This is a genomic window from Cupriavidus sp. D39 (assembly GCF_026627925.1).
Taxonomy (GTDB): domain Bacteria; phylum Pseudomonadota; class Gammaproteobacteria; order Burkholderiales; family Burkholderiaceae; genus Cupriavidus; species Cupriavidus ulmosensis.
Window position 1 is genome coordinate 527,690 of sequence record NZ_JAPNLE010000001.1, and the last position, 22,205, is coordinate 549,894.

Here is a 22,205-nt window from a genome sequence, read left to right on the forward strand (position 1 = left end):
CCCTCACCCGCCCTTTCGCAGGGCCGCCTGCAGCGTCGGCACAATGCCCGACCGAAGAAAGATCATGGACAGGATCAGCACCCCACCCAGGAACGCGTGCTCATAGTCGTGCAACACGGTCAGGAACTGGGGGAGGATCAACAGCAGCGCCGCACCCACGACCGCCCCCAGGACCGATCCCATCCCGCCAAGGACCACCATCGTCACCAACTGGAGCGAGACCAGGAAGTCGCTGACCCCAGGCGTGATGTGCCCGTTCATCAGCGCGAGCATCGCCCTGCCGCAGCCGCGTAGACCGCCGACAATACGAAGGCCACCAGCTTGTAGCGCGCCACGTCGACCCCGGCCACCGACGCCGCGATCTCGCTGCCGTGAATGGCCCGTAGGGCCCGCCCCGTCGGACTGCGCTCAAGATTCACCGCCAGCATGGCACCCAGCACCAGCACCCCACCCGCAACCCAGTACCAGGCCTGTGGACTCCTAAGCTGCCAGCCGAACGCGCCAAGACGCTGAACCGACATGCCGTCCGGCCCGCCAGTCCATTGAACCTCATTGACCAGGACAATGGAGACGAGGATGCCGAACCCGAGCGTCGCGGCCGCCAGGTAATGCCCCTTCAGCCGAAGAATCGGGCGGCCGATCACAAACGCCAGCAAGCCCGCGAGCAGCAGCCCGCCGACCAGACTGGCTCCGGAGGGGACGCCCAGGCGCGCCGGTCCCAGCGCGACCGCATAGGCGCCAATCCCTACGAACCCGCCATGACCCAGGCTCACCACCCCGGCGTAACCCATCAGGATGTTCAGGCCGATGACGGCCAATGCAAAGACCCACGCGATCGCAAGAACTCGGTAGTGATAGTCAGAGGCAAGCACGAACGGCAGCATGGCAATGATCGATGCAAGGACGATTGCCTCACGGCGAGAGCCTGCACGGCTGCGCAAAGAATCAAACACGTTCATGGCCCCCCTTTCCCAACAGCCCGCTGGGGAAGGCGAACAGCACCAGCACGATGATCAGGAACGCCGAGGCGTCCTTGTACTGGGAGGACAGGTAACCGGCGGCCAGCGCCTCGGTGAGGCCGACCAGCAGGCCCCCGATGACGGCGCCGAGCGGGCTGCCCATGCCGCCGAGGATGGCAGCCGCGAAGCCTTTGAGAGCGAGCATCGCGCCCATGTCATAGCTGACCAGGGTAATCGGCGCGATCAGGATTCCCGATAACGCACCAATCCCCGCCGACATCGCAAAGCTGAATCGGGCGATCGATCGGACGTTGATGCCGACCAGTTGCGCTGCCATGCCATTGGCGGCTGTAGCGACTATAGCGCGGCCGAGCATCGTGCGTTGCGCCAGCACGAACAGCCCAGCGAATATGAGTACGGCGACAACAATCAGCAGCAAGCTCTGGGGTAGGATTACCGCGCCGCCGATTCGGATTGGTTCTTCGCCAACCAGCCCCGGGAGGGACTTGGGAGCGGCTCCGAACGCAACCTTTGCGAGGCCACGGATCAGGATAGACGCCCCGATCGTGATGATGATCAACACGAAGATCGGGGCGCCGCGTGCGGGCCGCATTGCGAGATCGTAGAGCAGCAGGCTGATGACGCATGTGGCGACAATGGCCAGCAGGCCGGCCAGAGCGAACGGGAGCCCATAGGAGATCCCCAGCGCTGACAGCATGCCGCCCAGCATGACGAACTCGCCCTGGGCGAAGTTCACGACCTCGGAGGCGTTGTAGATCATGGTGAATCCCAGGGCCACGACGCCATAGATGGCGCCGATGGTGATCCCGGCAAACACGAACTGCAGGAGTTCGGACATGGTTTTTAGCTCGTGGGAGAGGATGCGGTGGCGGCTTACTTGGCGATCACCCAGCCACCATTGCGTATATCGACCATGTAGAGCGAGCGGTCGTCGATACCCAGATGATCGTCCTTGCTCATGTTGAAGACCCCGGTGACGCCGACATAGCCCTTGGTCCTTTCCAGTGCATCGCGGATGGCTTTGGGATCAGCGGTGTTGGCCTTCTTGATCGCATCGACCAACAGCATCAAAGCATCATGGGCATAGCCGCCAAAGGTAGAGGCTTCGCCCCCCGTGATCGCGCGAATGGTCCCGGTGTAATCGAGCGCGACCTTCTTCACCGGTTCGCTGTCAGGCAGCTTGTCGGCAATCACCAGCAGTGGCGAGGTCACACGCACGCCATCGGAGGCACTTCCTGCGAGCTTGATGAAGGCCGAAGACGCTGCGCCGTGCGCCTGGTACAGCGGAACCGTCATGCCGAGTTGACCATAATTGCGTGTCACTACCGCCAGCGCCTGGCCGAAACCGCCAACCAGCAGCGCATCGACACCGGATCGGTTCTTGATCTTCGTCAGCTGCGGCGTCATGTCGCTGTCAGTTGGATTGAAGGTTTCGTCCACCACGATGGATATGCCGTTGGCTTTGGCGGCGATCGAGCACTCGTTGCGTAGCGTCTTGCCCGCTCCGTCGGTGCCATTGATCATGGCAATCCGCTTGAAGCCGTGCGCCTTCAGGTCCGCTATCTGCTTGCGGCAAACCATCCGGTCGGTATGCGGTGTCTTGTAGACGTAGGCGCGAGGGGTTCGACGATCTCGATTCCGGCTGCCAGGGACACCAGCGGAATCCTCGCGTCCTCGAAGACTTGGGCGACGGCCAGCGTGATGCCGGTAGTGCTCGGGCCGATGGCAGCCACCACTTTGTCGGAGTCAACCAGGCGGGAAGCGAATGTGCGTGCCGTGTTGGCGTCGGTCGCATCGTCATACATGATCAGTTCGATGGGCCGGCCCAGCACGCCGCCGGCCTCATTGATCTTCTTCACATAGTGCCGCAGCGTGATGTCCTGCGGCTCGCCGAGAAACGAAGCCGCCCCGGTCTTGGAGATGATCGCGCCAATCCTGATCGGCTCCGCAGCCATCGCCCACCCAGCGCCGAGGGTCGCCGCTGCCACTGCCGCCAGTGCAAATCTCTTGATGCATTTCATGGTCCCCTCCAGAACGTTTCCGGGATTTATCGTTTATCTTCAGTGCTGGCCTTAGCCGGCGTCCTAGGAGCGTTGGGTCTCGTCCCATTGTGTTCCGAGGGGGCGCCAGTGAGACACAGCATAGCAGCGTCACTACGTTATGGAATCCTCGTATACGCTATTTGTATTAGATTGAAAGAGATCGGAAGGGGTTCGGGCCGGGTCAGCGCCCGCGAAAGACCGGTTTTCGCTTGGCATTGAAGGCGGACACGCCTTCGCGGTAATCGTCGGTGCGCGCGAGTTCACCCTGGAGTTCCGCCTCCGCCTCCAACACCTGATCCAGGCTCATGGTCTCGGCCCGCCGCAGCAGCGCCTTCTGCTGCAGGAACGCCAGGGTGGGCCCATCAGCGCAGGTTTGCGCGAGCGCCATGGCCTTAAACTGGAGGTCGGCGTCGGGCCAGCACCGGTCCGCCAGACCGATGGCGGCGGCGGTCTGGCCATCGATCGCCTCGGCGCCATAGATCATCTCCAGCGCGCGCCCTTGGGAGATGCGGCTGCGCAGCAGGAAATGGCCTCCGCAATCCAGCGCTGCGCCGAGGCGGGCGAAAGGGACGGCGAAGCGGGCCGATTGCGCGGCGTAAACCACGTCGCACGCGAGCGCCAACCCTAGCCCGAACCCCATCGTTGCGCCATTGACCGCAGCGATTGTTGGCTTGCGGCATGCATGCACGCCCGCGATCACCGGATTCATCTGTTCGGCAAGGATCGCGCGGGCATCCTCGTCACCCGTCGCGCCAGAGAGATCGCGGCCGGCACAGAACCCGCGTCCTGACGCGGTAATGAGTAGGCAGCGAACCCCGTCATCGCTCGAAGCATCTGCCACTGCCGCGCCGATCGCCTCGGTCATCCGTGGGGTCACCGCATTGAGCTTCTCAGGCCGGTCCAGTCGAATCTCCATGACTGCGTCGTGCCGCTGAATTAGTATCCCGTTGTCCACTTCGTCTCCCTTCTCGTTGTTTGGGCCCGGCCAATGTAGTACATTTTATATTCCTCTCAAACAATATTTGTCTTATTTGGAGACAAGATATGACTAATGGAACGATGCCCTCCGAGAACGAAACCGGTCGCCGCACGGCGCTGGAGCGATTTGGCTACGGACGGCTCGAAGTGAAGGTTTCCGACGAGGAACTGGAACGCGAATGGGCGCTGCTGTTGCCGGACTTTTCCAGTCCGGCGGCGCCGGCTACCCGGCTGGCCGCACTGGCGCCGCATCTGCGCAAACTGGCGGCGGAACATGTCCGGCAGCGGCGGGCGGCCGATCGGCTGATGCTCCAATGCGACGAGGCGCACGCTAGGATCGCCACCGAGGGCGCGCGACCCGAGCTTGTCGAAGCCTATGCTGTGGTGCGCGACAGCTTCGAGCAAGCCGTCGAAGACTTTGCCGCGCACCGCGAGTTGCTGGCGAAAGTATTCAGCTCTTCAAAGCCAGAAAGCGATCGCGTTCGGCCCGCTTGAGGATCTTTCCCGTCCCGCCGCGGATCAACGCGTCGCGCATCTCGATCGACTTGGGCACCTTGTATTTCGCCAGACGCTCGCGTGCCCAAGCTCGCAGTTCCTCCGTGAGCCCGTCTTGAGAGTCGCGCAGGACCACGGCGGCGTGGACGGCTTCGCCCCAGTGTGGATCCGGCACGCCGAACACACAGACTTCGAGGACAGCCGGATGCGCAGCGATGACGTTCTCGACCTCGATCGGATAGACGTTGTAGCCGCCTGAGATGATCATGAACTGCTTGCGATCTACCAGGTACAGATAGCCATTCTGATCCATCTTCCCCATGTCTCCCGTCATCAGCCAGCCATTTCTCTTGGCTACCGCAGTCAGTTCCGGCTCGTTCAGATAGCCTTGCATTACGTACCCCCTGCACGGCGACCTCACCGATCTCTTCCGGCTCACAGGGGGTGCCGTCAGTCCGCTGCACCTGGACTCGCGAATGCTGCATCGGGAGCCCGCAAGACTCCAGAATCCTCGGATTGGTTGTCAGCGCTAGCGAATGGTCCTCCGGGCTGAGCGTCGTGAAAAAGCCGCCGCAGGCCTCGGTTGCGCCATACAATTGCTCGAACGAGGCATTCGGGAAGGTCGCCGCCGCTCGCCGGATCAGCGCCGGCGGAGTGGGCGCGGAGCCATAGGTAATGCGCCGGACGCTCTGAAGATCGCGTGTGCGCTTCTTTTGCTCCTCGCAGCAGGCGTTTAGCATCGTCGGCACAAACAGGACCCGGGTGACCCGGTTGGCATCCATCAGATCGAGGGCATAGCCGGGTTCGAAGGCCGGCATCACCACCGTGGTGAATCCCTTGGCAACGTTCCACACCGCCAGCAGGCACGGCGTGCCCGCGCCGGGAAAGCAATGGAGCCAGACATCGTCCCTGCGGAAATCCAGATCGAGCAGCGAATGGCCGATCGAATAGTTGATCGCCTCGTGGGACCAGATCGCGGCCTTCGGCCTTCCGGTCGATCCCGTCGTATAGCAATACTGCGCAATCCCATGGTACACGTCGGTCACCGGCGCGCCGGCATGCCGCTCGATCAGCTCGCCATAATCGCCGAATGCCGTCTGCGCATCGCCGGCGCCGATCACACGGAGGCCATCGATGGTCGGGGCCAGCGAACGATGCTCATCTTGGACGAACAGCATGCGGGCTCCGCAATGCCGCAAGAGCGTATCGATTTCGCCGGCCGCCATGCGGTAGTTCACACCGACCCGGATTGCACCGATGCGCGCGGCCGCGTAGATCAGTTCGGTAAGCACCGGACCATCCTTGCTCAGATTCGCAACGGGGTCTCCTGGGCGAATACCAGGGATACCATCCCGGCAGCCAGCGCGTCGACGCGGCGATCGACCTCCGACCATGTATGAGACAAGCCTGCATATACGTAGGCCGTCTTGTCCGGCCAGCGGCGTGCCGCGTTGCGCAACATGTCCGAGATGGTTACTTCCATTGCCGTTCCTCCGTTCGATTTGTCCCCGGCGCAGCCGCTTACGCCACTGCTATTATTTACTACATTTACGTTTTACCGTATGCAAATAATGTTGCATATACGGGTTTCTTCGGAGCCGCGGCGCGCGGCTTCATTCGCTGATCGACGGCTCTTGGCCCCGATCGTTGGGATGCCGGCGCGCTGCGACTCATGACGGCCGGGACATTGCTGGAGCAGCACGGGGATTCCCAGTTCAGACGGCCGAATACTCAACGGAGGGTACTGGGCTGGACCATCCTAGTGGGCGCCGAAGGCGCATACCGCCGGCGATCTCGCGAAGGCGTTCCGGGCAATCGCGGCTTGGCGGGCCTTGCCCTTCATCGGGGTGCCGAGTGGCAGGGTTGGTGTTGAGGGAAACGGCTGAGGGAGCCGTTAAAAATCCTGAGAAGCCGACGCAACGGAGTATCGTCTTCGTAACAAAGGGACGGAGGTTCCATGCGATGCACGATCGTTCTTGAGTTCGATGATGGCGATGGCTGTTGCAGATCGCTATTTCGGCTAATGGCGACCTCAAATTCCGCAAATGTGGGTGCCAGCCAGGATAGATGAAGGAAAAACGCTCTTCTCCTGCCGATGCTCGCGAGTGCTTTCAATGGAGATCTCCCTGGCGCGCAGGTCGTGGCGTGAACGCGGATCGCCAGAATACCCCTATTTTTCCGATCTTTCGCGAGGTCATACGCATGGCTCCACCGAACTATCACCCTCCCCGTCCGCCCTGCCCGGCCAGCAATAGAATTTCGCCGACACCGGCTCGGCGTGGCCCGTGTTAGCCGAATTAATGATCCGCCGCGCCGTATTAGGGGAATCGTTGGACATGGACGGAAAATGGCGTTGCTCTTGCACAACGGCAAAAATCGCCACTGAACGGCCGTTTCGCAATATAGATCAATGGTTTACAGCCATGTGATTGCTAGCTGATATAGCGGTCACCGCTAGCGGAATTAACGATCCTCAACAGTTGCGGTCCGAGTCGGTACAGCAGCCTCTCGACGTTGTCGCGCAGGTTGCACAGCAGATGCCAGCGATCGGAGACTTGCCTGGCTGCCGGCAGCGCGATGTCGACCGCCTCGGAGTAGGCCCCCGCCCGGTCCCTGGCGACGATCTCGATCGATGGGTGCGCACGCATCCACGCGGTCACCGCAGTTGTTTCCTGCCGGCGAACACTTCGATCGGCTCACGTCGCTCCAGGTCGACGATGATCGTTCCGTACTGGTGACCGCGCGCGATCGCCCAGTCATCGATGCCGACGACCCGCGGTCGTGGTTTGCGCTTGCGCCCAGGAGCTCTTCGCAACTCCCGCAGCACGGTGTCGGCACTGGTGCGCAAGCCCAAGACGTTAGCAAGCCGGGCTGCCGCCTCACCACCGAGGGCGTGGCCCAGCGCGTGCAACGCCCGAGCCTGTGATCGCGTTCGACGTTGATGCCGACCGGCCAAGGCGTTGATGTTCTCGGCAAACGTACGACGGGGGCAGCCGGCATTCGCACACTTGAAGCGACGCACCTCCACGGCGAGAACGACCCGCTGCTCAAGCATCGGACGTTCTTCCAGCCTGCGCACATAGCTGCCGTGGAGTCGGTTACTCCAACGACGGCAGGCAGGACAAGGTGCCGCGCGAACCGTACTGCAGGCTTCGACAGTGATGGTCTCCCCTCGCGCGTCGCTGGAGACGACGCGCTTACCCACACGGGCGAGAATACGATCGATCCCACCGAGAACTTGGCTCATGGTAACGATCAACGTAGGGCTAGATCGGCACGAAATCAAGCCCTCGACGCGGCCGTCACACAAAGTGCGGTCCGCGGATGTGCCGACTCCGCCTCCCGGGCCAACCTTCACTGCAACCACTCCGGCAGTAACTGTTGCAGATCGCTAATTCGGCTAATGGCGATCACTAATTGTGCAAATGTGGGTGCCAACCAGGATGGATTTACGATGAAGGTGCAAGATGCCCTTTGTCCTGCCGACGCTCGCGGGCGCTTTCAATGGAGAGCTCACCGTCGCGCAGATCGTGGTGTGAACGCGGATCGCCAGAATAGCCCTATTTTTGGGATCTTTCGCGAGGTCATACACATGGCTCTACCGAACTATCACCCTCCCCGACCGCCCTGCCCGGCCCGCAATAGTATTTCGGCGACACCGCCTCGGCGTAGCCCGCGTTAGCCGAATTAATGATCCGCCGAGCCGTATTAGCCGAATTATTGGGCAGGGACAGGGAATGGCGTTGCTCTTGCACAACGGCAAAAATCCCCAAAAAGATGCTAGTTCTACATATAAATCAATAGGTTACAGCCATGTGATTGCTAGCGGATATAGCGGGCGCCGCTAGCGGAATTAACGATCCTCAACAGCAGCTTCATGCGCCCCTATCTCGCAGCGCGGATGGATGCAGAGCCAGCGCCGCTGACAATCAAAGATAAGGTATGACGACGCCTGCTACCGGCAAGGCCAGTTCGCTCCGCTCGGAGGCAGGCGCGTACTAAGCCCCCGCCTCGGAGGACCCAACTGCAGCCAGCTGGGAAAGCGGCCATCGAATTCCTGCGGAGAAATATCGCTCAGATGCGAACTTGCCTCGTTCGGGAGCGCCACACTGAGTTCCTTGTGCCATAGCACCAGCCCAGCCATCCGAACGACACGGACGCGCTCCTCTCTCGGAACGGGGTAGGCGGAGACATGTGCGGGAACTGCCACCAATCGAACACGCCGGCGCAACTCATAACTCAACCACCCCGACGAGTCGCGTCGGACCAATCGCATGGTCGCGACATGCCGATGCAACCAAATCGCTCGCAAGACCAGAAGAATTAGAAACAGCACCGATACCCGTAACATCATGTAGCTCCGCTGTGATGCAGCTACTCCCCTAAAAAAACTAGGACTGCCCGCCAACCCGGCAAGTGTGACCAATAGGGATCTTTTTGTATATAGGGCTTACTACTTGCAACATTCCTCCATCTCACAGGCCTGCCGAGATTGCCTCCCACACTAGGTAAGCTAGTGCCGGCACCAGCAACCAGACCGCAATCGCCAAGTAGTACCGCGCACCGTGATGAGGCGGGTTGGCATGGAAGTGGTGGATCAAGGGTTTCATAGGGGCCTCCGGCACGATTGCGAAGCACAAAGACCTCTTTTCGAGGATAGGTCTGCCTTCAGCGAGTTACAACGCAAAGCGTATGCCATGCATCAGCCATGGTTGCGCCTCTGGCGTCTCCTGCCCGCCAGCATAGAACAGGTGCGTGGCCAAGGGTAGGACGCCGACCGATTGCGTTCGCCGTAGGGCTTACTTATGCTTCTTTCACCAAGACACCCGGAGCGACGTGATGCCGCAGGACTTCATAGTTTTTGCGACACGAACTGGCTGGAGCTTAAGAGTCGCCGGGGAAACCACGGCAATCCTGGAACACGAAACGCGAGACGATGCAGTTCGCTTTGGATTCGCAGTTGCCTCGCGAAAAGGCGTCAAGTTGTACGTTCAGAAGGCCGAAGACGAGACTTTGAGCCTATGGGGTCAGCAATGACTTGCTGCGATCCAGTCACATACCCAGTGCGCGCATGATCGGTACGGCCCCGGATCGGCGGGAAGCCCGCCACCGTGGAACAAGCCCACACGAAGCAGGATGCGGTCCCGTTGGACTCAATTGCCGGCAATCCCGGCAAGTATTCACGTTCGTGAGAGAGTCCGTTTTCCCGACGCCCGGCCAGTGCAGTTTAGTTTTGCTGGGACGGCGGACGGATAGGACGACGTTCGCCACGTGAGAGGGGGCGCTTCGGTCCACCAGCCTATTTGCGCAGCGAGCGCGATGCGCGCACGAAGCCACGCAGGAGCGCCACCAGATCGGTTGGACATCATTCCCCCTGGAAAACCTTGCACACCACCAAGACCTGATGCCAGGCAGCCCTATCGCAGGAGGCCAGGCTCTCTCCTGCCGAGCAGATTGACAGGGCGATGGAGAGAAAATTAGGCGGTTAATTGCATGAAAATGTGAGGACCGACAGTACTAATATCGGTTCTGCGCTGCCCTGCGGAGGTTTCTCTTGGGCGGGCAGTATTGCAACCTATTGATTAATAGGTGTACCTCTCTGCCGGTTGCGCCACAGCACGCCAGAAGTCGTGCAGCGCCGGGCGCGCGCCGTCGTGGCCACCCTGCAACAGCCCATATGCCAACACGGCGGCATTCATGGCTCCTGCACTGGTCGCGCCGACACCCTCAATAGTAAGCCGCCCGTCCCCAAGCAACTGGTCGAGCACGCCCCACGGGAACGCACCGTGCATCCCGCCGCCCTGCAAAGCGAGTGCGATCGGCTTTTGCGCGCCATTACCCCGCTGTCTTCCGTTCGTTGTAGCCATCCCGAAGCTCCTCGGTGGTGCTGCTGGGCATCATGGGCGCTGCGCGTCGTTCCGGCTGGTCAGGAACCACGTGCGCAGCTCACCCACGCCTTTGGCTGCAATCGTGCCACGCTCCTCGAACAAGAATGGCTCCGCGAGGTACTGCCGGGTGGCCTCCGTAATCTGCACGCGACCGGCCACGCCATGGGACTCCATACGGCTGGCGATATTGACGGCGTCGCCCCACAAGTCATAGATGAACTTGCGCTTGCCGACGACGCCGGCCACCACCGCACCACTGTTGATGCCAACACGCAACTGCAAGCTGTAGCCGCTGCGCGCATTGAAGCCGGCCAGCGCGTCGATCATGTCCAGCGCCATGTGCGCCGCCCGTGCTGCGTGATCGGCCGCCGCGACCGGCAGCCCTGCGGCAGCCATGTAGGCATCGCCGATGGTCTTGATCTTCTCGAGGCCGCGATGGTCGGCAATGCTGTCGAAGTCGGTGAAGATCTCATCGAGCACCGCCACCAGCCGCTCGGGGTTCATGCCGGCAGAAAAGCGGGTGAATTCAACGATGTCGGCGAACAATACAGTTGCCGCCTGAAAACTGTCGGCAATCACTCCGGGGTGCGCCTTCAGGCGCTCGGCAATCGGGTAGGGCAGCACGTTGAGCAGCAACCGCTCCGACACCTGCTGCTCCGCGACGATCTTGTCGTACAGCTCCTTAAGCTCGTCTCTCTGATGGCGGATCAGCTCGCGGCTGGTCTCCAGCGCCTGTTCGGCTTGCCGGCGCTCGACGATCTCCTGCTGCAGCTGCGCGTTTTGCGCCTCCAGCCGCTGTTGCATCGCATGCAGGTTCAAGTGCGTGCCGACCCGCGCCATCACTTCGTCGATCTGCAGCGGTTTGGTGACATAGTCGACCCCGCCCGCCTTGAACGCAGTGATCTTGTGCTCGGTCTCGGTCAGCGAGGTCATGAAAATCACCGGGATCTTTCGGGTGCTTGCCAGCGCCTTCAAGCGGCGGCAGACTTCAAAGCCGTCCAGTCCCGGCATCATCACGTCGAGCAGGATCAGGTCCGGCTGTACAAAGTCGGCGCGTTGCAGCCCTTCTTCGCCGTCCTGCGCGACGACGATCCGAAAGCCGTGGTCCTCAAGACTTTCCACGATCACGTCCAGGTTGGCTGGCGTGTCATCCACAATCAGGATCGTGTGGGTGCCCGTTTCCTGTGCCGAGGTCGCCGTCATGGCGCTGGCCTCCTTTCCAGGTGCCGCTCCACAAGGCTTAGAATGGCTTTGGACTGGTACCCCTTAGCCAACAGGCGCAGTTGGTCGGCGAACGGACGATAGCGCTCATCGAGCTCGGCTAAGTGAGCGGCGCGCTGCACTATGTCGCGCATGTTTCCCTCCCGCGCCAGACGATGCAGGATTTCCATCTCCTGCGCCGGTGGCACCAGCAGCGGCCCGGGCGCCTGATGTTCGGGAGCGGATCTCGCTGGCGGCGCTGCGTAAGTCCAGCTGAGCTTCAGCAGGCTGGCGATCTGTGCCAGGAGCATGCCGAAGTCGATCGGTTTGGGCTGGAACGCGCTCATTCCGGCTGCCAGGCTGCCCTCTTTGTCGCCACCGGAAGCGCTGGCGGAAATCGCGATGATCGGCACATCCTTCTGGGCCGGCAGCTGGCGCAGGCGGCGCGTGGCTTCCAGCCCGCCCATCTCCGGCATGACGATGTCCATCAAGATCAAGTCCGGGCGCAAGGTTTGGGCTTTTTCCAGTCCCTCGCAGCCGTTTTCCGCCTCGACCATCTCAAAGCCGACCTGGCCCAGCATGTCGACCACCACGGCCCGATTCTCGGCCACATCATCGACGACCAACACCTTCTTGCGCGGTCCCTGATAGCCGGTCACGACCCCTGCGGCAGACGGCGGCGCGACCTCGAGCTCGACCACCGGCAGTTCCAGCTCGAACCAGAAGGTGCTGCCCTGGCCGATCCGGCTCTCGACCCGGATCTCGCCCCCATCAGGCGCACAAAGCGCTGGCTGATGGCCAGGCCCAGGCCGCTGCCCCCAGCCGGCGCTGCGCGTCGCCGCCTTGCTCGAAAGGCTGGAAGATGGATTCCAATTGCTCCTCGCGGATGCCAATGCCGGTGTCTTGCACTTCGAAGCGCAGCCGGGCGGGAGAAAAAACGCACCCGCAGGCTGACCTGACCGCGGTCGGTGAACTTGACCGCATTGGCCAGCAGGTTGAGCAGCGCCTGGCGCAGCCGCTTCTCGTCGGCGCGTATGCCGCCGGGCAAGTCCGGCGCGGTGTCGCAGATAAAGGCCAGCCCCTTCTGCTCCGCCTTGACGCTGATGATCTCGGCAATGATGCGCAGGAACTTGACCAGCGGGATGTCGGTGAGGCTGAGCTCCTGCTTGCCGGCTTCGATCTTGGCGAAATCGAGTACATCGTTGATGAGCGTCAGCAGTTGCTCGCCGCTTTGCTGGATCACGCGCAGCCCCGCGACCTGCCGCTCGCCCAGCGTGGTGTCCCGCAGCAGTATCTGCGCGTAGCCAAGAATACCGTTCAGCGGCGTGCGCAGCTCATGGCTCATGCTGGCAAGGAAATCAGATTTCGCGCGGTTGGCTCTTTCCGCCGCGGCCTGCAGCTGCTTTTGGTCCTCAATGTCAGTGCTGGTCCCAACCCATTTGACGATATGTCCATTCAAGTCTTTAAGCGGTAATCCGCGGGCCAGATGCCATCGATAAATGTCATCGGAGGCTCTCTTCCAGCGGTATTCAGTTTCATAATCTTCACCGCTCTTTAATGAGCTCGTCCAGCGATCGATGGTGGGTTGCAAATCATTCGGGTGGAGTGCTTGAGTCCAGCCCCACCCTTGGAGTTGCTCAAAAGTAAGTCCCGTATAGGTGATCCACCGTTGATTGCTGTAGTCGATCCAACCATCCGGCATGGCTGTCCACACTATTTGGGGCATCGCATCTGCAAGCGACCTGAAGCGCCGTTCGCCCTCATCAATTTCGTCTGCTAAAGAAGGCAATTTTTCCGGGGGCTGGACATGTTTGCCTACCTGAATAAGAGAAAAAATATTGTTGGCAGCGCGCCCACGCTTTGCTAGTCGCGGCCCATCGATCAAGGCGTCGTCCGCTTCCACCAACCCGTGCAAACGGTATTACTTATCCCGTTCACTCATCACCGGGCCATACGCAGCATAGTGTGTGCCGTGATCGATGACACGTCAAGCTGCTCGGACCAGCGCAAAGCGGAAATGCCGCCCTTGTCCGAAACCGTCAGGCATATGGCCGAGAACCATTTCTGCAGCGGCAGTTTGCTGGTGCGAACCCAGCCTCACACGGCCGCCAAACGATCTGATTACTCGTTCCTAGCCCCATATCACTTTCCCTCTAACATGCAGCGCATCTCGTCTCATGCGAACTGTGAGTGCCATTTTCCAGTGCGCAAGTAAGGCTAACCGGTATCGATACAGTCAAGACACAGAGTTAAGATCACTTACGTTCAAATCAAGCTCCCGCGACAGAGAAAAAAGTATCGTGCACCCTTTTCAGAATCACGCGGGCCGTGGGTCGTGCCAGCCGACCAGAACAGCACCATGCCCAGCCCAAGCGCTTTCCCGTTCTCAACGAAATCGCCGGGCAAGAACATGAGCTGTTTCATCGGCTACCGAGCAAAATGCGCAGGAGTCTTAGCCTCAGGGGCGAAGTAGGGGTTATGAGCCGGAACCCCAGATTTGCCGGAAGTCTTTTTGATTCAGCAGGTTAGACGTTATTTTGCGCAGCAAAGGCCTGATTCATTTGCCGCGCGCGCTGGATTTCGTCGCCATGCAGGTACATCGAGGTTGTTACGATTGATGCATGCCGTAGGTTATCGTGCACTGTCATCAATTCGGCACCCCGGGCCAGCGCGTGTGACTATGCCGTATCCAGTGAGGGCTCTCGCACGGCGAAGCTTTTCGGCGGTCATTGGATGATCGGCTTGGATCACGTCCGCTGCCCGCGTGAAGAAACGTCGCATCACCCGCCACAGGCGCGCACCGGCAATGCCAGCGATGCCGTCCTCGCCAGGGCTAGCGACCAGCGGCATTTTGGGGTTCCAGCCCGCCGGCGTGACGCTCGTCAATGATCGAGGTGTAGTCGGCCGTATCCATGTCCGGATATCGCACCGGCACGATCTGCCTGGCGAGCTCGACGAAAGCACAAGCAGTTCCATTGTCGCTTCTCCGTCCGCCATACGGCCCGTGGAGATGGTCACTCCCCCGACTAGTTCGTTGTCCTGTCGCGGCTTACTTCCAAGCGAATCGAGCACGGGGGCTGCGTCCCGAAGCCGCCCCGCGCGATGCTGAATGGGGCGAGCGGTATTTTCACATCAGCGATCCCGACGGTCATGAGTTGAGCTTCGCGAAACTGTTAGCGGCGGCGTAGAGGGTCGCGTGGGCTCTCAGCCAGTTAGGGCCTTGCTATCAACTGATGATGCGCATTAACGCCAATCTCACCGCGCATCTTTCCGTGTGTCTTTCCATCTGAATGGTAGACCACAAGAACTGCGTTGTCGTGAGTGATGGTTGTCGGTGAAACTGTGCTCAAGATGGCCTTGCCCTCGGCATCTGCAACAGTATCGTTGTCTGTGCCATTCCCATCGAGTGGCGTGAAGCCAATCGGCTTCTGCTCAAAATGATTCTCGAACAGGCTGTAGTGTCCGTGGGGCTTCAGACCTGAGAGAATCACGGTGACCTTCTCCCGCCCATCGGGCTGCGGCGTCAAGATGACCTGTCCCTTGGCACCAAGCCAGGCGCCGAGCGACATATCGAGAGGCTGGCCCGATGCGCTCATGATAGGTGAGCTCGGTGCATCCATAATCAACGCATTGCGCAAGCCAGCGCTTCGCTTGATATTCTGCGGGCCGAGTGCTGCCGGCGCCCCCGGCGCGGCAACAAACACTTGTGGGTCCAGTGGCGGTTTCTGGTGTGTCTCACTCGAGAAGAATGCCGCATGGGTTTCAAAGTCCAGCGCTCGGCTATCGCTGGCCGCATGTGCTGCCATGGCCGTCAAACCTCCCAGGCCAACCAAGCACGCAGCGACGGTGCGCTTGAGTTTCAGGTTTTTTTGTGCATTCATGCTCTTTCCTTGGTGAGTAGTCTCAAACTCCGAGTGTGCCAACCCGGCAACTGATTTAAGGCAGAAGCGCGGGCGTGTCGCGCTGCGCTGGGAGCGGTGCGATGAGCTCATCCTGAGCGCGGAGCTTGTCCGCTACCCAGGCCATGCAGGCCGGACAGCGGCACCCTTTGGGCGACTTCCGGGTTGAAGTGGAACCAGCGCCTTTCCGCAGGTGTGCACCGAGGTCCAGCGTGGCCGTGAACGAGTAGCTCTTCTCCCGCTTGGCGCGCAGGCTGTGGTCGCCGCTGTAGGTGGCAGAAATGCGGGCTTGCGTTGCCAGACATAGGTGGTCTGGCCATGGAAGGGGAAGCGGTCGGCCTGCGCGTCGGCCGGCGGCACCGCTTCGTCGCCACCGGCGGCCTCGGCCCGCGCCTGGCCGACCGGTGCCAGCGCCAGCGCCAGCGCCAGGGCAAGCAACAACGCCGCGGCTCTGGCAGGCTCGGTTGTTTTGCCAGAGCCATAGACGCAGGCCCAACGTGATGTGCTGCGCGATAAGCGTGAACAGCATGCTTCCTCCCCACAGGCTTCTATGGCCTGCGTAGGCATGGGCGGCCGACGACCTGCAGGTCGCGCACGAGCGCACACCGCGGCAAGCAGCCCGCTTGGGTCGAACAACGCTAAGTGGGAGTGGCTCGCGCGGAGAACCCGCACAAGAAACCACTACCTACCTGTACCGGCCAGGCAGTGGCGAGGAAACGCCTGGACTTGCCTGGCCGTTCAGAGTTTGGCCGAGGGCCAACTAGAACAGCTGTCCATGGAAATGAATCCGTAGTTGTGACGGGGCGAAGCGTAGCGTAGCAAACGCCATGCAAGCTGCGCAACTGTTTTTTGGGGCGGGCGCCAAAGTAGCAAATTTGCAGCACCTCAATGGCCCTCAGACGGCACTAGCGCAAGCTGTGCCGGCGGCACTCGATGGCAGAATCGTAATCCAACCGTCAGGTTCGCGTGGGTCTCGGTTCTCTAGACTTGCTTACAAGGCTGGATAAGCCGTTTGTTAAGCAAACAGGAGAATCAACATGAAAATGTTGAAGAGAATGGTGCTCGCCGCCGCCACCTTCGCTGCGCTTGGTTCTGTCGCTGGTGTGGCAAGTGCAGGCGTTACCTCGCCACGTGACTCGTTCACCGACGGTGGACATTCGATGGGGACTCGCGACCCATTCACCGACGGCGGCCACTCCATGGGGGCTCGCGACCCGTACACGGATGGTGGCCGGAGCCGCGCAAGTCAAACCGACGCACGTGTCCTCTCCGCGAGCGCTGGGAAGTTTGACGCGTTTACGGATGGTATGCGCTCGACCGACAGCCCCCGCGACCCGTTCACCGACGGCGGCAACTATGCACCCCAAGATGCGGAACCAACCGTTGCATAAGCAGCGTAACAGGGAGCTTGGGACTCGGCGGGCCACCAAATCGAATCCGTTTAAAGTCCGCCCTTTCTAAGGCTGACTATTATGAGCAAGACTGTTCGATTCCGCTGCGTTCTTGGCTGTGGCTACTTTGAAATCATTTGCGGCACCCCATTAGCCGCGCGACTGCGAACCCTACTGCGGCGGTCAACACCAAGCCGACAGGAATTCATAAAACGGCAACAACAGCTGCAGAGTCTAGTCTACGGCGAGTCCACGTGGGCCGCCGACGATTCAAGGGCGTGGGGCGACACGTGACAACTCTAGTTGGGGCAGAGCAGGATACTTGCCGAAAGCCTGGGCCGAGCCCCGGCAGCTTGTAATGTCTGCATGAGTAACCCCACAAACTCAGGAGAACTGTATGTCCGGAATGTGGCGCTTTTTGGGCCTCGGAACATGGGGGCTCCCATGGCCCGCAATCTACTGAGCAACGGCTTTTCCGTAAATGTCTTCAATCGCTCAAGAGCGCGTGCAGAGGGATTGATAGCGGACGGCGCGATTGTCTCGGATACACCCGCTGACGCTGTTGTTCCTGGTGGAATCGCTGTAACGATGCTGGCTAACGATTTCGCGCTTGAAGCCGTGACGCTGGGCCAAGGGGCGGCCGGCCCAGCATCGCGCCCGAGAAACTGCTGCGGGCCATGCTGCTGCAGGTACTCTACAGCATTCGCTCTGAACGGCAACTCATGGAGCAAGCGCACTATAACTTGCTGTTTCGCTGGCTCATTGGTTTGGCAATGGACGACGCAGTCTGGGTGCCCACCGTGTTCACCAAGAACCGCGAACGCCTGATCAAGCATGGTGCAGTGATCGAATTTTTCAACGAAGTGCTGGCTATCGCGCAGAAGAAGGACTGGCTGTCCGGTGAACACTTTATCGTGGACGGCACCCTTATTCAGGCTTGGGCCGGCCACAAGAGCTTTGCGCAAGGATGGCTATGACAAAGACAACGACGATTGTGGCAACTTCAAGGGTCGCAAGCGCAGCAACGAGACCCACCAGTCCAAGACCGATCCCGATGCCCGGCTCTATCGCAAAGGCAAGACCGCCAGCGATTTGCGTTACATGGGCCATACCCTGAGCGACAACCGCCATGGCTTGGTGGTCAGCGCCGTTGTGACCAGTGCTGACGGGTATGCAGAGCGCGTGGCCGCCAAGGTCATGGTCAACGATGCCCGGCAGGTGGCTGCCGATCCGGACACGGAGATCACGCTGGGCGCCGACAAGGGTTATGACGCGCAGGAGTTTATCGAGGCTTGCCTTGAGATGAAGGTCACACCCCATGTGGCACAAAACACCTCGGGGCGACGTTCGGCTGTTCCAGATGCAATTGCCGGCAGCAAGGGCTACGCCATCTCGCAGCAAAAGCGCAAGCTGATCGAACAAGGCTTTGGGTGGGCTAAGACGGTGGACCCATGGGCCAGGTGATGGTGCGAGGGCTGAAGAAGGTCGACCAGGTGTTTGTGTTGGGCATGGCCGCTTACAACCTCGTGCGTATGCGCTCGCTGGGACAAATCCGTCCGCTGTGGCAGTAATCGCGGTAAGGAGGCTGGAAACGGGCGTCAAACCACCGAAAAAGCCGATGAAGTGGCGCCGAAGTTTCGGCATGTGAAAAATGTCAGGGCACCAGCCGCGCAGGGCGGAAAGCTCGCCCTTGTGCCGGGTGTATTTCAGCAGCCTGCTACTAACGAGAGTCACCCGCCTAGCGCGGCCTTCGCCATCAGCCCGAGCGCCACGCAGATCAACGCCCCCGCGAAACCCACCTGTACATGCAGCGCGGAGAGACGGTGCGAGACCAGCCGCCCGGCCACCATGCCGGCGGCCGTCGCCAGGCTGAACCAGAGCGTCAGGTGGAGCGGCAGCGGCGCGCCGTGCAGGACCGTCACGACAACACCGCCGCTGCCGATCAGGGCGATCACCATCAGCGACGTGGCGACGATGCCATGCATCGACACGTTGGTCAGCTTGCGCAGCATTGGCACGATGATGAAGCCGCCGCCCACGCCTAGCAGTCCCGTCATCAGCCCGGTCAACGCGCCGGTTGCCGCGAGTGCGGCCCCGGTGGTCCATGACCAGATCAGCCGCCCGGTGTCGGGGTTGATTTGGCCGACGCAAAGCCATGAGTCCGCGCTGTCCGGACGCCCGCGCCGCAAAGCCTGTGATAGCAGCCTTCCGGCCACCACCAGCATGACAGTGGCAAACAGCGCCAATAGCACGCGTTGTGGCAACGCGTGCGCAAGGCGTACGCCGAGCGAGGTCAGCGGCACGCCCGCCGCGGCCATGAAAAGCGCGGCGCGGTAACGGACGAGGCGCTGCCGGAATGCTTCAAGCGCGCCGATCGCAGCGCTGCCCGCCACGGCAACCAGCGCTACCGGCGTCGCCTGCTGCATCGGCCAGCCCATGCCGGCAACCAGTGCCGGAACGGCCAGGATGCCGCCACCCGCGCCGGTCAGGCCGAGCACCGCGCCAACGATGGCGCCGAGGATAAGTGAAGTTAGCATGGAAAATCCGACAGGTTGTGAGCCACCGCTGCGTTAGCCCACGAGTTCAGGCCGCACCATCCACTCGCGCCCCTTGAGCATCCCGTGCCAGTAAAGCGGCGGCAGGATGCGCTCCTTCAGCAGCCACGCGAGGCGCGACGGATGCTTGCCGTCGATCAGCCAGCTCGGCAGCGTTGGCGCGACCTTTCCGCCATAGAGGAATTCCGCGAGCACGATCTTGCCGCGTTCGACGGTCAGCGGGCATGAGCCGTAGCCGTCGTATGCCGCTTCGCCCCGGACCTTCCCCAGGCCCGCAAGCACGTTGTGGGCGACGACCGGTGCTTGCTTGCGCGTGGCGGCGGCGGTCTTCGCATTCGGCGTATTTGCGGCATCGCCTAGCGCGAAGACGTTTGAGTAGGTCTTGTGGCGTAGCGTCGCCTGGTCGACGTCGACCCAGCCCGCGTTATCGGCCAGCGGGCTGACGCGGATGAAGTCCGGTGCCTTCTGGGGCGGCACCACGTGGATCATGTCGAACTCACTAGTCACCGATTCCACGTTGCCGTTCTCGAGCGTGTGCCTGAAAATCGCGCGTTTGCCGGGGCCGTCTATCGCAATCAGGTTGAAGCCGAAGTTGAGTGCGATGTCGTAACGCTTGACATACTCCATCAGGGCCGGGACATAGTCGGCCACGCCGAACAACACCGCCCCGGCATTGAAGAACTGGACATCTATCTGCCCGAGCCGGCCTGAACGCCGCCAGTGATCCGAGGACAGATACATCGCCTTTGCGGCGCCCCGGCGCATTTGATCGGCATCGGCGGCTGGGTGAATAGCGCGCGACCGCCCTTGAGCTGGCGCACGAGCTGCCAGGTATAGGGAGCAAGATCGTAGCGGTAGTTGGACGTCACGCCATTTTGGCCAAGGGTTTCCGGCAACCCGTCGATAGCATGCCAGTCCAGCTTCAGTCCCGGACAAACGATGAGCTGCCTGTAGCTCACCACCCGGCATCCTTCGAGAACCACCGAATTCTTTTCCGGCTCGAACGCTGCCACTGCGGCCTTGATCCAGTGCACCTTGCGAGGGAGCACGGCGGCCATCTCGCGCGCGGTGGTCCCGGGATCGAACACACCGGCTCCGACCATGGTCCAACCTGGCTGGTAATAGTGGACGTCGGCGGGGTCGATTACGGCGATGTCGAGGTTGCGGTCGCGCGCGAGCAAGCTCGAGGCTGCCGCCACGCCCGCGGCGCCTGCGCCGATGATCACAATGTCGTGACTGGCCACGGCTACTTCGACGGGCACCTTGCCGCCGTTGGCGATACGCCGTGCCAGCGCGGACAGGTCATAGCCTGCTGCCTTGCCGGCGGCGATGATGTCCGGCAGCGGCCGGCGGGGCGCTTCGGATAGCGCCCACAGCGTCGCGGCACGCATCCCGGTGCGGCAATAGGCGAGCACCGGCTTCGGCAGTGCCTGCATCAGTTCGCCGAACTGCGCAGCCTCGGCATCGCCGACCTTGCCGGACTCGATGGGCAGGTAGTGGGTCTCGATACCATGTTCACGGGCCGCCGCCTCGATCTCGCTAAAGTTGGGCTGGTCGGAACCTTCTCCGTCGGGGCGATTGCAGACGACGGCGCGAAAGCCAGCGTCCGCGATCGCACGCAGGGCGGATGCGGCAATCTGTTGCGATACCGCCAGGTCGGCCGTCAGTTTCTTGATGTCCATCAACTTCTCCTGTTGCTTCTATTAACGACGTGGACCGGCTCAGATTGCGTTGAGGGGAATTTTGAGATACGGCACTCCGTTATCTTCCGGATCGGGCATATGTCCGGCGCGCATGTTGACCTGCACTGACGGCAGCATCAGCACCGGCATGTTGAGCGTCGCGTCGCGCGCGGTGCGCATCGCAACGAAGGCCTCTTCGCTGATACCGTTGCGTATATGGACGTTGTGCTCGCGTTCCTCGGCTACCGTGCTGACAAACTGCAAAGGCCGCCCGCCCGCCTGGCTGGTAGTCGTGGCACATGTACAGCTTCGTGTCCGCCGGCAGGCTCAACACCTTGTTGATTGACCGGTAGAGTGTACGGGCGTCGCCGCCGGGAAAGTCGCAGCGCGCGGTACCGTAGTCGGGCATGAACAGGGTGTCCCCGACAAAGGCTGCGGTCTGCGCGCCGTCGCTGACCACATAGGTCATGCAGGCCGGCGTATGGCCCGGGGTATGGATGGCGCGCGCCTGCAACGCTCCGACCGCGAATGTTTCGCCGTCGAAGAGCAGGTGATCGAACTGGCTGCCATCGTGCGCGAATCTCGAGCCGGCGTTGAACAGCTTGCCGAACACGTCTTGCACGCGCGTCACCTGCGCGCCGATCGCAATCTTTCCGCCGAGTCTTTCCTTGAGGTAGGGCGCGGCGGACAGGTGGTCGGCGTGCACGTGGGTTTCGAGAAGCCACCGAACCTTCACGCCCAGCTCGTGGACGCGAGAGACTAGCTTGTCGGCTGTCATTGTGGAGGTACGGCCTGACTTCGGGTCATAGTCGAGGACGCTGTCGATCAGTGCACAGTCGCCCGTGCGGACATCCAGCAAAAGGTAGCTGATCGTCCAGGTACCGGGGTCGAAGAAGCCTTCGACCAGCATGGGGCTCGTGGTATTCAACATCCTCTCCTCAAACGAATGGAGCTTGCGAAGCTGCAAGGCCAGCCAATCAACACAAGAACCGTGCCACCTCACCCCGATTGATCTCTGTTAGGTAACCCTTTGATTTGTATTAACATTCCTCTTCCATCGGGTTGCGTCACAGCCCTTGGAACGGCCGTCTGGGG

The 22,205-nt window shown here is 61.3% G+C and carries 17 protein-coding genes and 12 pseudogenes; 6 read left to right on the forward strand and 23 right to left on the reverse strand.

Annotated features, from left to right (window positions below; genetic code table 11):
* Window positions 1-3: 3 nt before the first annotated feature.
* The 5 genes and pseudogenes from OMK73_RS02720 to OMK73_RS02740 form a co-directional block, all read right to left on the reverse strand.
* A pseudogene (locus OMK73_RS02720) lies at window positions 4-959 on the reverse strand (branched-chain amino acid ABC transporter permease).
* Window positions 946-1,818 (reverse strand): branched-chain amino acid ABC transporter permease, encoded by an 873-nt coding sequence (locus tag OMK73_RS02725; RefSeq protein WP_267600581.1) that lies wholly within the window; start codon window positions 1,816-1,818, stop codon window positions 946-948. Before OMK73_RS02725 ends, OMK73_RS02720 begins: the two are co-directional and overlap by 14 nt.
* A gap of 35 nt (window positions 1,819-1,853) precedes the next feature.
* Complete coding sequence (locus OMK73_RS02730) at window positions 1,854-2,561, reverse strand: ABC transporter substrate-binding protein (protein ID WP_267600582.1); 708 nt, start codon at window positions 2,559-2,561, stop codon at window positions 1,854-1,856.
* Window positions 2,540-3,001, reverse strand: a complete 462-nt coding sequence (locus OMK73_RS02735) for an ABC transporter substrate-binding protein (protein ID WP_267600584.1) — start codon at window positions 2,999-3,001, stop codon at window positions 2,540-2,542. Before OMK73_RS02735 ends, OMK73_RS02730 begins: the two co-directional genes overlap by 22 nt.
* Window positions 3,002-3,203: 202 nt before the next feature.
* A complete protein-coding gene (locus tag OMK73_RS02740; protein ID WP_267600585.1) occupies window positions 3,204-3,977 on the reverse strand; it encodes an enoyl-CoA hydratase/isomerase family protein in 774 nt (257 codons plus the stop codon).
* Window positions 3,978-4,066: 89 nt separating this feature from the next.
* Here OMK73_RS02740 and OMK73_RS02745 point away from each other — a divergent pair, with 89 nt between their 5' ends.
* Window positions 4,067-4,495, forward strand: a complete 429-nt coding sequence (locus OMK73_RS02745) for a hypothetical protein (RefSeq protein ID WP_267600586.1) — start codon at window positions 4,067-4,069, stop codon at window positions 4,493-4,495.
* Here OMK73_RS02745 and OMK73_RS02750 read toward each other — a convergent pair.
* The 4 genes and pseudogenes from OMK73_RS02750 to OMK73_RS02770 all read right to left on the reverse strand — a co-directional run bounded on the left by OMK73_RS02750 (window position 4,452) and on the right by OMK73_RS02770 (window position 9,105).
* Window positions 4,452-4,889 (reverse strand): class I adenylate-forming enzyme family protein, encoded by a 438-nt coding sequence (locus OMK73_RS02750; RefSeq protein WP_324291642.1) that lies wholly within the window; start codon window positions 4,887-4,889, stop codon window positions 4,452-4,454. The two genes, OMK73_RS02745 and OMK73_RS02750, sit on opposite strands and share 44 nt — an antisense overlap.
* Window positions 4,890-4,947: 58 nt before the next feature.
* Window positions 4,948-5,889: pseudogene (locus OMK73_RS38700) on the reverse strand (AMP-binding protein); the annotation flags it as partial.
* A gap of 1,083 nt (window positions 5,890-6,972) precedes the next feature.
* A pseudogene (locus tag OMK73_RS02765) lies at window positions 6,973-7,742 on the reverse strand (ISL3 family transposase); the annotation flags it as partial.
* A gap of 1,228 nt (window positions 7,743-8,970) precedes the next feature.
* The gene (locus OMK73_RS02770) at window positions 8,971-9,105 is read right to left on the reverse strand and encodes a hypothetical protein (protein ID WP_267600593.1); all 135 of its coding nucleotides are present in this window, start codon (window positions 9,103-9,105) and stop codon (window positions 8,971-8,973) included.
* A gap of 229 nt (window positions 9,106-9,334) precedes the next feature.
* Between OMK73_RS02770 and OMK73_RS38705 the strand changes: the two genes are divergently transcribed.
* Entirely contained in the window at window positions 9,335-9,532 is a 198-nt protein-coding gene (locus tag OMK73_RS38705; RefSeq protein WP_420715439.1) for a DUF2188 domain-containing protein, read from the forward strand.
* 554 nt (window positions 9,533-10,086) lie between these two features.
* Here OMK73_RS38705 and OMK73_RS02775 read toward each other — a convergent pair.
* The 9 genes and pseudogenes from OMK73_RS02775 to OMK73_RS02805 form a co-directional block, all read right to left on the reverse strand.
* Window positions 10,087-10,362, reverse strand: a pseudogene (locus OMK73_RS02775) (patatin-like phospholipase family protein); the annotation flags it as partial.
* Between the two features lie 30 nt (window positions 10,363-10,392).
* Window positions 10,393-11,586: an adenylate/guanylate cyclase domain-containing protein gene (locus OMK73_RS02780; RefSeq protein ID WP_267600594.1), complete on the reverse strand. Its 1,194-nt coding sequence runs from the start codon at window positions 11,584-11,586 to the stop codon at window positions 10,393-10,395.
* The gene (locus OMK73_RS02785; protein WP_267600596.1) at window positions 11,583-12,284 is read right to left on the reverse strand and encodes a response regulator; all 702 of its coding nucleotides are present in this window, start codon (window positions 12,282-12,284) and stop codon (window positions 11,583-11,585) included. The genes OMK73_RS02780 and OMK73_RS02785 overlap by 4 nt, the downstream gene beginning before the upstream one ends.
* On the reverse strand, window positions 12,239-12,577 hold the full coding sequence (locus OMK73_RS38710; RefSeq protein ID WP_420715449.1) for a hypothetical protein: 339 nt from the start codon (window positions 12,575-12,577) through the stop codon (window positions 12,239-12,241). Before OMK73_RS38710 ends, OMK73_RS02785 begins: the two co-directional genes overlap by 46 nt.
* A pseudogene (locus OMK73_RS38715) lies at window positions 12,460-12,783 on the reverse strand (hypothetical protein); the annotation flags it as partial. The gene OMK73_RS38710 and the pseudogene OMK73_RS38715, both read right to left, overlap by 118 nt.
* Window positions 12,784-12,811: 28 nt before the next feature.
* Window positions 12,812-13,309 (reverse strand): annotated as a pseudogene (locus OMK73_RS38720) (PAS domain-containing protein); the annotation flags it as partial.
* A 117-nt stretch (window positions 13,310-13,426) separates the two neighbouring features.
* Window positions 13,427-13,668 (reverse strand): annotated as a pseudogene (locus OMK73_RS02795) (IS1595 family transposase); the annotation flags it as partial.
* A gap of 180 nt (window positions 13,669-13,848) precedes the next feature.
* Window positions 13,849-14,007: a hypothetical protein gene (locus tag OMK73_RS02800; protein WP_267600597.1), complete on the reverse strand. Its 159-nt coding sequence runs from the start codon at window positions 14,005-14,007 to the stop codon at window positions 13,849-13,851.
* A gap of 101 nt (window positions 14,008-14,108) precedes the next feature.
* Window positions 14,109-14,445, reverse strand: a pseudogene (locus OMK73_RS02805) (integrase); the annotation flags it as partial.
* Window positions 14,446-14,495: 50 nt separating this feature from the next.
* On the opposite strand from OMK73_RS02805, the gene OMK73_RS38725 reads away from it, so the two are divergent.
* Window positions 14,496-14,771 (forward strand): VOC family protein, encoded by a 276-nt coding sequence (locus tag OMK73_RS38725; RefSeq protein WP_420715440.1) that lies wholly within the window; start codon window positions 14,496-14,498, stop codon window positions 14,769-14,771.
* A 24-nt stretch (window positions 14,772-14,795) separates the two neighbouring features.
* Here OMK73_RS38725 and OMK73_RS02815 read toward each other — a convergent pair whose 3' ends face one another.
* Together OMK73_RS02815 and OMK73_RS02820 are read right to left on the reverse strand one after the other, a co-directional pair.
* Window positions 14,796-15,464 carry a hypothetical protein gene (locus OMK73_RS02815; protein WP_267600598.1) on the reverse strand — a complete coding sequence of 223 codons (669 nt, stop codon included), beginning with the start codon at window positions 15,462-15,464 and terminating at the stop codon, window positions 14,796-14,798.
* A gap of 132 nt (window positions 15,465-15,596) precedes the next feature.
* Complete coding sequence (locus tag OMK73_RS02820; protein ID WP_420715441.1) at window positions 15,597-15,923, reverse strand: hypothetical protein; 327 nt, start codon at window positions 15,921-15,923, stop codon at window positions 15,597-15,599.
* Window positions 15,924-16,519: 596 nt separating this feature from the next.
* Here OMK73_RS02820 and OMK73_RS02825 point away from each other — a divergent pair.
* The 3 genes and pseudogenes from OMK73_RS02825 to OMK73_RS02835 form a co-directional block, all read left to right on the forward strand.
* Window positions 16,520-16,873, forward strand: coding sequence for a hypothetical protein (locus OMK73_RS02825; protein WP_267600600.1), 354 nt, complete (start codon window positions 16,520-16,522; stop codon window positions 16,871-16,873).
* 444 nt (window positions 16,874-17,317) lie between these two features.
* Window positions 17,318-17,452 (forward strand): annotated as a pseudogene (locus OMK73_RS38060) (NAD(P)-binding domain-containing protein); the annotation flags it as partial.
* A 41-nt stretch (window positions 17,453-17,493) separates the two neighbouring features.
* Window positions 17,494-18,444: pseudogene (locus OMK73_RS02835) on the forward strand (IS5 family transposase); the annotation flags it as partial.
* 159 nt (window positions 18,445-18,603) lie between these two features.
* On the opposite strand, the gene OMK73_RS02840 reads toward OMK73_RS02835, so the two are convergent.
* From OMK73_RS02840 to OMK73_RS02850, 3 genes and pseudogenes are all read right to left on the reverse strand, one after another.
* Window positions 18,604-19,410, reverse strand: a complete 807-nt coding sequence (locus tag OMK73_RS02840) for a sulfite exporter TauE/SafE family protein (RefSeq protein WP_267600601.1) — start codon at window positions 19,408-19,410, stop codon at window positions 18,604-18,606.
* Between the two features lie 33 nt (window positions 19,411-19,443).
* A pseudogene (locus tag OMK73_RS02845) lies at window positions 19,444-21,110 on the reverse strand (TIGR01244 family sulfur transferase).
* A 39-nt stretch (window positions 21,111-21,149) separates the two neighbouring features.
* Window positions 21,150-22,041, reverse strand: a pseudogene (locus OMK73_RS02850) (MBL fold metallo-hydrolase).
* Window positions 22,042-22,205: the final 164 nt, after the last annotated feature.

Bases quoted from the DNA above. Each gene is read 5' to 3' on its own strand.
- OMK73_RS02825 (WP_267600600.1), top strand. From the start codon at position 16,520: ATGAAAATGTTGAAGAGAATGGTGCTCGCCGCCGCCACCTTCGCTGCG.
- OMK73_RS02780 (WP_267600594.1), bottom strand. From the start codon at position 11,586: ATGACGGCGACCTCGGCACAGGAAACGGGCACCCACACGATCCTGATT.
- OMK73_RS02840 (WP_267600601.1), bottom strand. From the start codon at position 19,410: ATGCTAACTTCACTTATCCTCGGCGCCATCGTTGGCGCGGTGCTCGGC.
- OMK73_RS02770 (WP_267600593.1), bottom strand. From the start codon at position 9,105: ATGAAACCCTTGATCCACCACTTCCATGCCAACCCGCCTCATCACGGT.
- OMK73_RS02815 (WP_267600598.1), bottom strand. From the start codon at position 15,464: ATGAATGCACAAAAAAACCTGAAACTCAAGCGCACCGTCGCTGCGTGC.
- OMK73_RS02745 (WP_267600586.1), top strand. From the start codon at position 4,067: ATGACTAATGGAACGATGCCCTCCGAGAACGAAACCGGTCGCCGCACG.
- OMK73_RS38705 (WP_420715439.1), top strand. From the start codon at position 9,335: ATGCCGCAGGACTTCATAGTTTTTGCGACACGAACTGGCTGGAGCTTA.
- OMK73_RS02735 (WP_267600584.1), bottom strand. From the start codon at position 3,001: ATGAAATGCATCAAGAGATTTGCACTGGCGGCAGTGGCAGCGGCGACC.
- OMK73_RS02730 (WP_267600582.1), bottom strand. From the start codon at position 2,561: ATGGTTTGCCGCAAGCAGATAGCGGACCTGAAGGCGCACGGCTTCAAG.
- OMK73_RS02800 (WP_267600597.1), bottom strand. From the start codon at position 14,007: ATGAAACAGCTCATGTTCTTGCCCGGCGATTTCGTTGAGAACGGGAAA.
- OMK73_RS02725 (WP_267600581.1), bottom strand. From the start codon at position 1,818: ATGTCCGAACTCCTGCAGTTCGTGTTTGCCGGGATCACCATCGGCGCC.
- OMK73_RS38725 (WP_420715440.1), top strand. From the start codon at position 14,496: ATGTCCGGATATCGCACCGGCACGATCTGCCTGGCGAGCTCGACGAAA.
- OMK73_RS02750 (WP_324291642.1), bottom strand. From the start codon at position 4,889: ATGCAAGGCTATCTGAACGAGCCGGAACTGACTGCGGTAGCCAAGAGA.